The organism is Metabacillus endolithicus (assembly GCF_023078335.1).
In the GTDB taxonomy this organism is placed as follows: Bacteria; Bacillota; Bacilli; order Bacillales; family Bacillaceae; genus Metabacillus; species Metabacillus endolithicus.
In genome coordinates this window covers 3,783,224-3,795,261 of the sequence record NZ_CP095550.1, presented here as the reverse complement: position 1 = coordinate 3,795,261, position 12,038 = coordinate 3,783,224, and the positions used below count along the sequence as shown (strand labels likewise).

The following is a 12,038-nucleotide window of genomic DNA, read 5'->3' as shown; positions in this document are numbered from 1 at the left end:
CGCTCCTTTCTAGAATAAGGCATTATCTTTATTGATTTTCCGTACAATATAATTTGCCAAGATAACAAGGATAAAGCCTACTACTGATTGATATATCCCAGCTGCAGATGACATCCCTATATCCCCTAGCTGAATCAAAGCACGGTACACATACGTATCAATAACATTTGTTGCGTTTAAAATGGCTCCTGAATCCATTGGAACCTGAAAGAATAATACCCAAAATCCGAATAAAAGATTCTACCAATTCTTAACAAAGTCATCATCATGATAACGGGCATGATAGATGGTATCGTGATATGAAGAATTTGTTGCCATTTACTTGCACCATCAAGTTCTGCGGCTTCATAATATTCTTGATTTATTCCAAGAATTGCTGCAAAAAAAATCACACATAGAAAACCAGCTTCTTTCCATGTACTAACTATTGGAAGGATAAATGGCCAATATTCCGGCTCATTATACCAAGATATTGGATCAAGCCCGAAATTTGGTAGGATCGTTTTATTGAAGAAACCTGTATCAATACTTAAAAAAGAAAAAACGAGATAACTAATAACAACCATTGACATTAAATTAGGTAATAGAATTATACTTTGATAGAATTTTGAAAATATGCCTCTTCTAATTTCATTTAATAAAACCGCTAACGATAGAGCTACTACTGTGCTTATAAGAATAAAGGAACCGTTATAAAGAATAGTATTTCTGGTTATAATCCATGCATCAGAGGTTTTAAATAGATATTCAAAGTTCTTTAATCCAACCCAATCACTGCCGAGTATGCCCTTTGTAAAATTGATATCTTTGAACGCAATAATCATTCCAAACATAGGCAAATAGTTATTGATAAGCAGATAAATTAATCCCGGTAACATCATTAGAAAAAGTGGCGTGTATCTTAAAAGTTTATTCACCCTCTTTTTTCTTCTAGTTGTCTTTATGGTTATGTCCGCTTTTTCTTTCTTTAACCAAAGCTCCTCCATGATTCAGGCCCCCTTTTTCGTACGACTGGTTTTACTTGAAAGTTAAATTCATTGGTAATCTATTTCTTTATAAACTCCTCCTTTTTGTTGAGTTTTTCAACAATTATCCCCTTCCTTACAAGGATCTTTAAAACCTAATTAGAATGTAATTAACAGTTGAAGATATCATTGTAAGCGTTTTAATAACCTTTAATATAATATATCATTTGGTTTTCTGTAAAACAATTCATTTTTTTCACCTTTTTTTCACTAAAAATGTAAATTTAATTAACATTTTCATATTAATTTTCTGAAATTAAATGAAAAGGTTAATTTTTTCAGGTTAATTTTAACCCTTTTCTTAATTTGTCGATAAAAACATCCTTGATCTTTCGCTCTCAACCCAGGAATGAAAATGGGATCTTCCCTCCATAATGTAGATACACAAACAGTGAGTATATAACGTGCTCTTTATTGGTGGTTTTACCCTGTATAAAAAACTGTTGGAATGAATTTGGTGTACAACCCATTGTTAGCTCTCTCTGACGAGAGATGACTACGAACAGAAAAATGTTTAATTTCAAATTCATTCCACTGTTTGTGGAATACATTAAAAAAGGTGATTGTTAGTGGAAACATTGCACCAACGGTGTGCTGGTTTGGATGTTCATTCCGAATCTATTGTAGCTTGCGTGCTTCTCGGGGAATCAGAGACAGACATGGTAAAAGAGACTGAAACATTTCCTACTTTGACGAAAGACCTGTTCCGTCTTCTTAAGTGGCTTGAGGAAAAAGAAGTAACCCACATTGCAATGGAAAGCACCGGAGTATACTGGAAGCCTGTTTATAATATTTTAGAGGATTATTTTGATATTACATTGGCAAATGCACAGCGCATTAAAAACGTTCCTGGAAGAAAAACTGTTGTTTCTGATGCAGAGTGGATTGCAAAATTATTAAGACATGGCTTAATAGAGAAAAGTTTTGTCCTTCCTGTAGACATTTCGAAATCTTCGAGACTTAACTCGCCTTAGAAAGAAACGGATTGAACATATGACCTCAGAAAAGAACCGGATTCAGAAAGTATTGGAAACATCTAACATTAAGTTAGCGACTGTTATTTCAGATGTGTTTGGAGTTTCAGGAAGAAAACTTTTAGAACAACTAATGACCGAAGGTTTTATAAACCAAGAAGAAGTTGAACAAAAAATCCATGGAAAGATGGCACATAAAAAGAAAATAATTACAGATTCATTATTTGGTACATTAAATGACCATCACTTTTTCTTATCAAACATTCTTGGATGCACATTGTCTATCTCGAAGAATTGATATCTGATATTGAAAAGAGAATTGATTATATCTTACTAAAATATCAGGATGAAGTTGAACTTCTTATCACAATGCCAGGAATTAAAAAAGATACAGCTGCAATTATTCTCGCAGAAATAGGAGCAGATATGACACAGTTCCCTACTTCAAAACATCTTGCTTCTTGGGGTGGCTTGTCTCCCGGAAATCACGAAAGTGCTGGGAAACGAAAAAGTACTAGAACAGTAAAAGGAAATCCACATATAAAATCTGCATTATGCGAAGCTGCTTGGGCTATATCAAGGAGTCGAAACAAAAGGTTATCAGTTAAATACTGGTCGTTAGCTGCAAGAAGAGGAAAGATAAAAGCACTCGTTGCCATTGGTCATCGAATGCTCACAATAGTCTATCATATGCTTCAGAATAAAGAACCCTACCACGAGTTACAATAAATTAGCATTATAGACAAGAAATAAGAAAGTTATACGAGAAACCGTAAAATACGGTAGCTCTAATTTACTATTGTCAAAATCTAATTAGTAATATCATTAACAGACTAGATCAACTTTAAACCATATTTATTTTCACAGAAAAAGAGCTGGAAATTCTCCAAACTCCTTTTACAGTTTAATTCCTTCATATTTTAAAATTGTAATTATTTGTGATATTTTCTATTTCATGCCATTCATTTAATATTAACTAAAGATGCCGCACCTATAACCCCTGCGTCATTTCCTAATTTCGCTAGTTTAACCTTTGTACTATTCCTCACTTGAGGGAAGGTAAGCTTTTCAAAATATGTCTTTACCCCATCCAATAACATATCTCCTGCAGCAGAAACTCCGCCACCTATAATGATCGCCTCAGGATTTAATATATTTGCTATATTGCTACATGCTAATCCTAAATAATAGTAAAATTTATCAACAACCGTGAGAGCAAATACATCACCAAGCTTTGCTTGATCAAATACGGTCTTTGCCGTTACCTCCTGTCCATCATGGATTAAAAACTTCAAATGTGATTCATCTAAAAATTTTTCAGACATGTCTCTTGCTAATTGTACAATACCTGTCGCACTTGCTACAGTCTCAAGGCAACCACTGTTACCACACGTACATTTATATCCGTCTGGATCGACAATTATATGACCAATTTCTCCAGCAGAACCAGCCGATCCATGTATTAACGATCTTTCGGCAATAATACCACCACCAACACCTGTCCCAAGTGTTACAAATGCAACATTACCTTCTCCTTCTCCAGCACCCTTCCACTGTTCGCCCAAAGCTGCTACATTAGCATCATTATCAATAAAGAATGGAATATTTGTACCTGCTTCAATCTGTTCTTTAACAAGTTGGACTGTATCCCAGTTCAAATTATAAGCTCCAATAACAGTCCCCTTTAAACGATCCACTGAACCAGGAGATCCCATCCCAATGCCTATAAAATCAGTAGCTGAAAACCCATTTCTTTTTATTCGGTGATTAATTGAATCAACTATACTTGGAATAATATTCTTACCATTATCTTTAATATTCGTTTCTATGCTCCATTTTTGTAGTATTTGGCCCTCCTCTGTTAATATGGCAAATTTTACAGTGGTACCACCTAAATCTATACCAATTAAGTTTTTCATTTTTCTCCCGCCTTACTTAAATATGTTTAGAATTAGTTATTGTAAATAAAAGAATATACAGGTGAAGATTTACCTGTATATTCTTTATTGAATAGTTAGTATTTATATTGTTCTAAATTAAGCTTTTACAGTTTCTGCTTCTTTTTCAAAAACAATCTCTTTACCAGTTTCAGCTGATTGATAGATCGCATCTAATATTTTTGTTACGATAAACGCTTCCTCTGGTTTTACTAGTGGCTCTTTATCTTCTCGAACAGCTTCTAACCATTGTTTAGCTTCTAACGCTTCTGGTGAATTTGCTCCACCTTCAAAATAAGCAATGTTTCCAACTGGGGATTTTCTTTGTTCAACTAACATGCCATTATGGGTGTTGTTATAAACCAATTCCTTGTCCTTAAAGCCCATTCCTGAAATAATTTCCGCTCCGCCTTTTGTACCACAAAGAGTTGTCGCAGCTTCTTTTGCATTTAATACATTAAGAGCCCAGGAAGATTCTAGGAAAATCGTTGCCCCGTTTTCCATTTTGATATATCCAAATGCTGAATCCTCAACTTCAAACGTTTCTGGATCCCATGTTCCGAATAAGTTCCCTTCTGTTGCCTCTGGTAAATGACCTAGCTTATGAAAGACAGATCCTGATACGGATACAGGTTTGTAATTGTTCATCATCCATAACGTGATGTCGAGTGCATGAGTACCAATATCGATTAATGGACCTCCACCTTGTTGAGATTTATCAGGAAATACTCCCCAAGTTGGGACAGCACGGCGACGTACCGCATGTGCCTTTGCGAAATAAATATCCCCTAGCTCTTCTTTTTCACATGATTGATGTAGAGCTTGTACTTCCTCTCTGAAACGGTTTTGATACGCAATCGTGAATTTCTTACCTGATTTTTTCCAAGCGTCCATCATTTTTTCGGCAGCTTCTGTATTATGAGCCATTGGCTTTTCACACATAACATGTTTCCCCGCCTCAAATGCTGCTACTGTAATTGGTTTGTGCATCACGTTAGGTGTTAGTACATGCACAATATCAATCGACTCGTCTTTTAATAACTCGTTATAGTCTTCATATACTTTTGCATCCTTTGAACCAAACTCCTGTGCTGCTTTTTGTGCACGCTCTAGCACAACATCACAAAATGCAACCATTTCACATGTATCTTTAAATTGTGATAATGCTGGAAAATGTTTTTGATTAGCAATACCACCACAGCCAATAATCCCGATTCTTAATTTACCCATAATAAAATACCTCTCCTTTTTGAACTATTTATAGTTTAATCATTATTGCCTATGCAAAATACTGACTTAAATAATTTTTACTTAGATTAATAGAATCTTTTCTCGATTTAAGCGAGTCTTCAAATGCCTTATCCTCTACCTCAATTACCGCATAACCAAAATATCCAATATCAGTTAAAGCAGAAACATATTTTCCCCAATTCACATCACCAAGTCCAGGTAGTTTCGGTGAAATATATTCAAGTGGTGTAGCCATAATGCCTACATCATCCAATCGATCTTTGTACACTTTTATATCTTTGAAATGAATATGAAAAATTCTTTCTTTGAATTCGTATATCGGCTTGATATAATCCATTTGTTGCCAAACAAAATGAGATGGATCAAAGTTTAGGCCAAAATTGTTATTTGGGATGAGTTCAAAAGCTCTCCTGAATATGGCCGGTGTCGTCATGAGATTTTGTCCGCCTGGCCACTCATCGTTTGTGAATAGCATCGGACAATTTTCGATTGCAATTTTTACACCAAGCTCTTCAGCGAAATCAACAATCGGTTTCCAAACGGTTTCCATCATAGTTAGGTTTTCTTCGACTGTTTTCTTTTGATTTCGCCCAATGAATGTATTAACAAGATTAATATCAAGCTTTTTTGCTGCCTCAATACACTTCTTAATATGAGCAACATAGTATTCACTTTTTTCTTTATCCTCATCTAAAGCATTCGGATAATAAGCAATAGCGGAAATTTTCACTCCTTTTGCCTCTGTATAGTTTTTAATGTAATTAACATCTAGGTGATCAACATCTATATGAGTCACTCCGGCATATTTTCTAACCGCTTTCCCTCTCGGCCATGCGCATAATTCTACACAGGAAAAACCATTTTCAGATGCAAAATCAATCACTTCCTCAAAAGTACAACCATCTAAAATGGCACTGTTAAAGCCCAGTTTCATGATTCACTCTCCTTCATCTACTACATAGAAAACATCGTTTTTTATTTTCACCTTTGGTTTCGCTTACATTCTTATCTTACCCTGTATTCGTAAGCGTTCCCTTTCATTAATTGTCATTGTTATAATAGATTTTCATCTTATTTTTTTTATTCAATGATTAAGTTTTTTGAAATGTTAAAATTAGTACTCTTTTTTTTAATCTTTCCGATAAATTAGTATCAATTAGAACTCTATAAGCTTTCTGCATATCTCGATAGAAATGATCTTTGACTTTATCAAAGACCTTTCTACTTAGTACTAAAAAAAGATGAGCGAATTCTTCGCTCATCTAAAATCAAACTTTTATTTTGCAACAATACTATTTCTAGTTTCAGTACCATTTAGAGTTTCAATAATATGATCCGCAGTCCGAATCGCTAAAGCGACAGTAGTTAATGTAGGATTTGCCCTTCCGACAGTAGGTAAGACGCTATTATCAGCTATATAAAGTCCTGTTATTCCATGGACTTGGCCATAACGATTTGTGGCTGAAGTCGAGGGATCATCACCCATACGGCAAGTTCCAGTCTCATGATAATCACTTCCTATTGGCATGACACATATGGATGGATCATCATTCCCTGTAACCTTATGAAGAATTTCTCGGCAAGACTCAATCATTTGATGAATAACCACCTGATCATTATCACTATAAGAAAAATCAATATTTAGCATCGGAACCCCATATTTGTCTCGACGGGAAGGGTCCAAGTATACTCGATTTTCAAAACGCGACTCCACCTTGCCAAAGCCACCGATATTAATGTTCACATCTTCCTGTAAGGACCTTTGCTGTTCACGTGAGGACCACGACATTGGATCAATCATCGCAAGCAAATATGGGCAATGCTCTCCTTTTGGAATGACAATTCCCAAAGTTCCTAATGATTCTGGGAATTGCTTTCGAGGCATTGAGGTTGTAAGCCGAACTCCGGAATGATTTGCCAGATAATGACCAATTGCATCTCCTTTAATTCCTGAGTTCAATAATATTCGTGGGGTTTCAAACGTACTTGCCGACAGGACAATATTTTTAGCTTTTAAAGTATACGTTTCCATTTCTGGATTCATTACTCGTAACCCTTGCACCCTCCCATTCTCAGTATACACCTCAACAGCTTTGGCTCTCACTGCAAGATCAAAGGATTGCCTCATAGATCTTGCAAGAAATGAAATAGAACTAAAAAATACATTGGAGTGAATTTCCCCATTTATTGTTCCTTGAACGTCAGCTGCCATTGGGATATAGGTGGCATCGGAATAACCTGATTCGTGCAGTCGTTTAATCATTATTTCTGTAAGTGCTGACCCCTTAAAAAATGACTGCGAAACATTCATGGCTTTCTCAGCAACGTTATAATAATCATTCATTTCCTCTATAGACACAGGCCAAGTCTTCATTTCACTCGAGTCCATCCTCGGGGATATTTGAGTCCAAAACAACGTTCTTCCGCCTAATGCATTAACTTCTATTGCTTCCGAGTAATTGGAAGAATATTTAGAAGTATAAGAGGTATGATTTTTATTATATAAAAGTTGTGGAAATCGTTCTGACGGTATAGTAGGTAAATTTCGCGCATGAGTAGGAATTAAGAGGTCTCCTGCTTCTATCATTCCAATCCTTTTTCCTTCATCCGCCAATTTCTCACATATCCTCCAAAGGGCAGCACCTCCTCCTGCCCCAGAACCAACAATTAACACATCATATTCTTCATTTGACATTTCTTCTAAACTGACAGTTGGAATCCAATGGTTCATTGTTTCAGTAGGATGACCGATAGGACATGACGACATATTTATATTCATTCTAATTCACTCCTTGGAATAGCTGTAATATCTTTTCATTCTTTAAGCCATATTTGTAATTAGTTTGCCTATTTAATAATTGATCTAATTGTTTACTAATAGATATTGTTCTAGTGTCATTGAGACCATACTTATTCACTGCTTCGATCATTTCTTGTCTTTTAGATTCTATATTTTTTGTTGACCAATAAACCCATTTGCACTATCTTCTAAATTGAAGATGCCATCTGGATTCCTCATATATCCGTTTCGATTTCGAGTTGTCGTATGAGCAAAACTTTGATGAGTAGCGCCAGTAACATAAGTTGGGTCAGGCATTCCCATAAGAAATAGTGCTAAATCAAGATAATGAACACCTAAGTCGATCATTACCCCTCCGCCAGCGACATCTTTATTTGTAAACCAAGTCCCCCTTCCTAGGATACCACTTCTTCTAATCCAACCTGCTTTCGCCTTATAAATGTGTCCTAAGTAACCCTCATCAATAAGTTTCTTTAAATAAACAGCTTCGTTTGTAAACCGATTATTTAATCCTACCATTAACTTTTTCCCGGATTTATTTTTTGCCTCGACAATTCTTTGGGCTTCATTTGCGTTAATAGCAAGAGGTTTTTCACAATGAACATTTACTCCATTTAGTAATGCATATAAAGAAATGTCTGCATGTAGCAAATTTGGTGTACACACACTGACAATATCTAAATTCTCTTCGTTAATCATTTCCTGATAACTTTTGTAAACTTTAGAAATCTTGTATTTATCTGCAGCTCTCTCTGCATTTTCGATATTTACATCACAGATAGAAACCAATTCTATATTAGACAAACTTGAGTAGTTACTTAGGTGTTTTTTACTGCATTACTACCAGCACCAATCAATCCGTATCTAAGTTTTCTTTTGTTCACCTCGTGTCCTCCCTTTGTCTTTTAAAGTATTAATTTCTCCATATAGTCAATCGTAAAATTAATCCCTTTTTCCCTCAATTCGCCAGTCCACACGGGGGAATGAGTTATCTATACGAATCGATTTCCATCTACCTATCGATCCAATCTTAATTCCATACTCATTTAATCCATTTCATTATGTTTTTTCTATTTTGATAAAACTCTTCCACATCTTGACCTTCATTTATACATAACTCTAAAAAGTCTAATCCCTTTTGTTTTGCATTTTGGAAACTTTCTTTAGTTGGTTTTGCGATGACTCCAAGATGCATCATTTAAAAACCCCTTCCTGCTCTGTTACATTCACTTCATTTTATCTATTTACTCTAGAGAAACAAATCTTCTAGTAAAATTTTAATCTATTTTCATATTTACTTCTTTCTACCTCTTAACCAAATTTCTTTGATTCTTTATTCGGGTTGGTGCGAATATTTTTGAACATAAAAAATAGATTAAAAATCAACGTGTGATTTTTAATCTATTTTTATTCTCACATCCATTTACTAATCATTCACCACTCACGATGTCAAACAAACTAATATACGTACAGAAAAAACCATATTTTGCTATACCAAAAATCACTTAGAATAAAACGGCCAAGGCTTGAGCCTGTTTTCACCAGTACGATCTGGTTTGGGTATTGTCACTTTCCCAGTTGCAGCCCATTCAGCGCCTCTTACAAACATGGCGAGAAAGGTCTCCCTTCGCATAGTATCGATATCATGACCAACGGAAATCGAAAAGGTACGCCCTTCACCGTATAGGTTGGTCCATGCAACAGGTTGATGTGTATTGACGCCATGCATTTTATTTAAGTCACCTTCTGGAATTTTCACCTTGAAATGTTTCGGAGGAAAGCCAGTATTTTTATACTCATCAACAGAATCAAAAGCAGTAGCCAGAATCTCAACCTTATGTTCCGGAGCATAATCAATCCCAACTAAAAGGTCATCATTTACTGCATACCAATTCTTTTTAAGTCCCTTTGTTATAGGGTGATTATTATCTGTATTCGTAATAAGGAAATCGGGTTGTGGGTTTCTTCTACCATTTCTTTCAACATAGCAACCTAACATCCTTTTATATTCTAAAGGTGTTTCTGCTCCAACAGCAACTGAAGAGTGATAAAATACGGCACCTTTACCAGATTTCACAAAATGATAAATTGCATTTTCTGCTGTCTCTCCCCAATAAGTGAAATGTTCGTCAAGTATCCATTCCTTGCCATCATAGTTGAAAATGATAAGATCATAGTCTTGTAGAGTTTCTTCTGTACATCCTCTAAATTCTTCATTAATTTTCACACTAAACATTCCTGTTGATTCAAGCATTTGTTTAAGTAATAAATTCGTTCGTGAATAGTCATGTTCTTTAACTACCAGTCCGGTAATAATCAAAGTCTTTACCGTCATATTGAGTCCTCTCCCATTTTTATTTAGATAGGTTATCAATCCATTCCTGTGCATTCTCAGGTATAACAAATGCGGTTTTACCAGTACAGTAAATACATAACCTTCTTCAAAAGATCTATCAGGTGCATTACAGAATAGTTAGCCTGTTTGCTGTATTTTAGTTATCAGTATGGGAAAACTGTAGTCTTCTTATGTACGTTTGACAAGAGGGAACAAACATCAGTTAGAACTGTGGTAAATAATAATATTGCTGAGGAAATTAAAACGCAATCATAAGAAAGACTTGTTTATCATATTGTTTTGGAATAAAATTATTCAACTACTAAAACAGGATGATCATTAGCAGACTAGATGTTAACTCAAATATTTTAAGCAATACAAAACTAGAAGTTATACATACCTAGAATTTCAAAAAGTTATGAATTTGAACTGTTTTTGCGCCTTAATCTTTGTAAGCGCTTTAATTAACTTGATTATAACGGTATCTATATTATTAAACTTCCATAATTTTAATTAAATTCATATCAATTTTTATAATTGACGTAAAGGAAAAAGAGGTGATCCATATTGTGATGGAAGTATATAAACCTATAAATACAAAAAAAAGACAAGTCTAACTTTTGGGTAGTTGTAGACCTATCTCAAAAATTTTTTCTTCTTTATTCATTTATAGAATTATAGCTTGCAAATTACCCCGTGGTCGATTTAGCAACTTTGGCTGCTCTGTTCTTTTGATACAAATCAAAGCCCATAGCAGCGATTAATATAGCACCTTTTGCAATATACTGAGGATAAACACCTAATCCGATAATCTGCATTCCGTTAGCGAGAATCCCAAGAATAAATACCCCAACTACAACACTCCAAATTTTCCCTATACCACCTTGAATTGCTACACCACCGAGAACTGCAGCTGTTATCATTGTAAACTCAGTTCCTGCCGCCATGGTCGCATTAGCAGAACCTGTTCTAGAAACAAGTAAAATAGCACTAACTCCAAAAAAGAAACCCGCAATAATATAAATAAGAATTTTTGTTTGATTCACTTTTATACCAGCAAGTCGAGAAGCCTCATTATTGCCACCAACAGCATAGATATACCTACCTAAATAGGTAGTGTTGAGGATGAAACTAGCTACAGCAATTAGAACTACCATTATAATAAGAGGAATCGGTATGCCTAATAATGATCCCTGTCCAATGTACTTAAACTCTTCAGGAAGATTGTAAATTGCTTGCTGTTGTGTAAATATATTCGATATACCTGAAAAAATTGTCATTGTCCCCAACGTAATCATAAATGCATTAATATTTAGTTTTATAGATAAAATACCATTTATTACACTAAGAAGGATACACACAGCAATGCCTGCTATGACGGCAACCCAAACCGGAGTATCCCACCATACTAGGCAAGCTGCAGTCAGGACAGTACCAAAACTTAAATTATAACCAGCCGCAAGGTCTACTCCTCCCCCTATAATTAGCAAAGCCATTCCTAGCGTTGCAACTACAAGATATGCATTTTGCCAGATAATGTTTTCAATATTATAGAGTGTTAAGAATTGAGGGTTTATTACAGAAAAGATTGTAATACATAATATCAAAACGACTAATAGTACATATTTGCGAAAAAATTCACCAAGTGATATGGAACTAATAGACCTGACTGCAGTAGTTTTTATTTGTTGCTCCATCTGTAGTACCTCCCATATG

General features: G+C 35.1%; 9 protein-coding genes and 3 pseudogenes. 1 reads left to right on the top strand and 11 read right to left on the bottom strand.

Going from position 1 to position 12,038, the window contains the following annotated elements; genetic code table 11:
- Nucleotides 1-9: 9 nt before the first annotated feature.
- Nucleotides 10-881, bottom strand: a pseudogene (locus tag MVE64_RS19395) (ABC transporter permease).
- A gap of 713 nt (nucleotides 882-1,594) precedes the next feature.
- Here MVE64_RS19395 and MVE64_RS19390 point away from each other — a divergent pair.
- Nucleotides 1,595-2,728 (top strand): annotated as a pseudogene (locus MVE64_RS19390) (IS110 family RNA-guided transposase).
- A gap of 233 nt (nucleotides 2,729-2,961) precedes the next feature.
- Here MVE64_RS19390 and MVE64_RS19385 read toward each other — a convergent pair.
- The 10 genes and pseudogenes from MVE64_RS19385 to MVE64_RS19345 form a co-directional block, all read right to left on the bottom strand.
- The gene (locus MVE64_RS19385; RefSeq protein ID WP_247340407.1) at nucleotides 2,962-3,918 is read right to left on the bottom strand and encodes an ROK family glucokinase; all 957 of its coding nucleotides are present in this window, start codon (nucleotides 3,916-3,918) and stop codon (nucleotides 2,962-2,964) included.
- 117 nt (nucleotides 3,919-4,035) lie between these two features.
- A complete protein-coding gene (locus MVE64_RS19380; protein ID WP_247340401.1) occupies nucleotides 4,036-5,166 on the bottom strand; it encodes a Gfo/Idh/MocA family protein in 1,131 nt (376 codons plus the stop codon).
- A 49-nt stretch (nucleotides 5,167-5,215) separates the two neighbouring features.
- Nucleotides 5,216-6,121, bottom strand: a complete 906-nt coding sequence (locus tag MVE64_RS19375) for a sugar phosphate isomerase/epimerase family protein (protein ID WP_247340399.1) — start codon at nucleotides 6,119-6,121, stop codon at nucleotides 5,216-5,218.
- A 342-nt stretch (nucleotides 6,122-6,463) separates the two neighbouring features.
- A complete protein-coding gene (locus MVE64_RS19370) occupies nucleotides 6,464-7,966 on the bottom strand; it encodes a GMC oxidoreductase (RefSeq protein ID WP_247340397.1) in 1,503 nt (500 codons plus the stop codon).
- A 1-nt stretch (nucleotide 7,967) separates the two neighbouring features.
- The gene (locus tag MVE64_RS19365) at nucleotides 7,968-8,117 is read right to left on the bottom strand and encodes an aspartyl-phosphate phosphatase Spo0E family protein (protein ID WP_247340396.1); all 150 of its coding nucleotides are present in this window, start codon (nucleotides 8,115-8,117) and stop codon (nucleotides 7,968-7,970) included.
- Nucleotides 8,118-8,134: 17 nt separating this feature from the next.
- On the bottom strand, nucleotides 8,135-8,506 hold the full coding sequence (locus MVE64_RS27490; protein ID WP_281730509.1) for a Gfo/Idh/MocA family protein: 372 nt from the start codon (nucleotides 8,504-8,506) through the stop codon (nucleotides 8,135-8,137).
- A gap of 3 nt (nucleotides 8,507-8,509) precedes the next feature.
- Nucleotides 8,510-8,806 (bottom strand): annotated as a pseudogene (locus MVE64_RS27485) (Gfo/Idh/MocA family protein); the annotation flags it as partial.
- 223 nt (nucleotides 8,807-9,029) lie between these two features.
- Nucleotides 9,030-9,185 carry a hypothetical protein gene (locus tag MVE64_RS19355; protein WP_247340392.1) on the bottom strand — a complete coding sequence of 52 codons (156 nt, stop codon included), beginning with the start codon at nucleotides 9,183-9,185 and terminating at the stop codon, nucleotides 9,030-9,032.
- A gap of 303 nt (nucleotides 9,186-9,488) precedes the next feature.
- Nucleotides 9,489-10,322 (bottom strand): ThuA domain-containing protein, encoded by an 834-nt coding sequence (locus MVE64_RS19350; RefSeq protein ID WP_247340391.1) that lies wholly within the window; start codon nucleotides 10,320-10,322, stop codon nucleotides 9,489-9,491.
- A 689-nt stretch (nucleotides 10,323-11,011) separates the two neighbouring features.
- Nucleotides 11,012-12,019 (bottom strand): ABC transporter permease, encoded by a 1,008-nt coding sequence (locus tag MVE64_RS19345; RefSeq protein ID WP_247340390.1) that lies wholly within the window; start codon nucleotides 12,017-12,019, stop codon nucleotides 11,012-11,014.
- Nucleotides 12,020-12,038 lie beyond the last annotated feature (19 nt).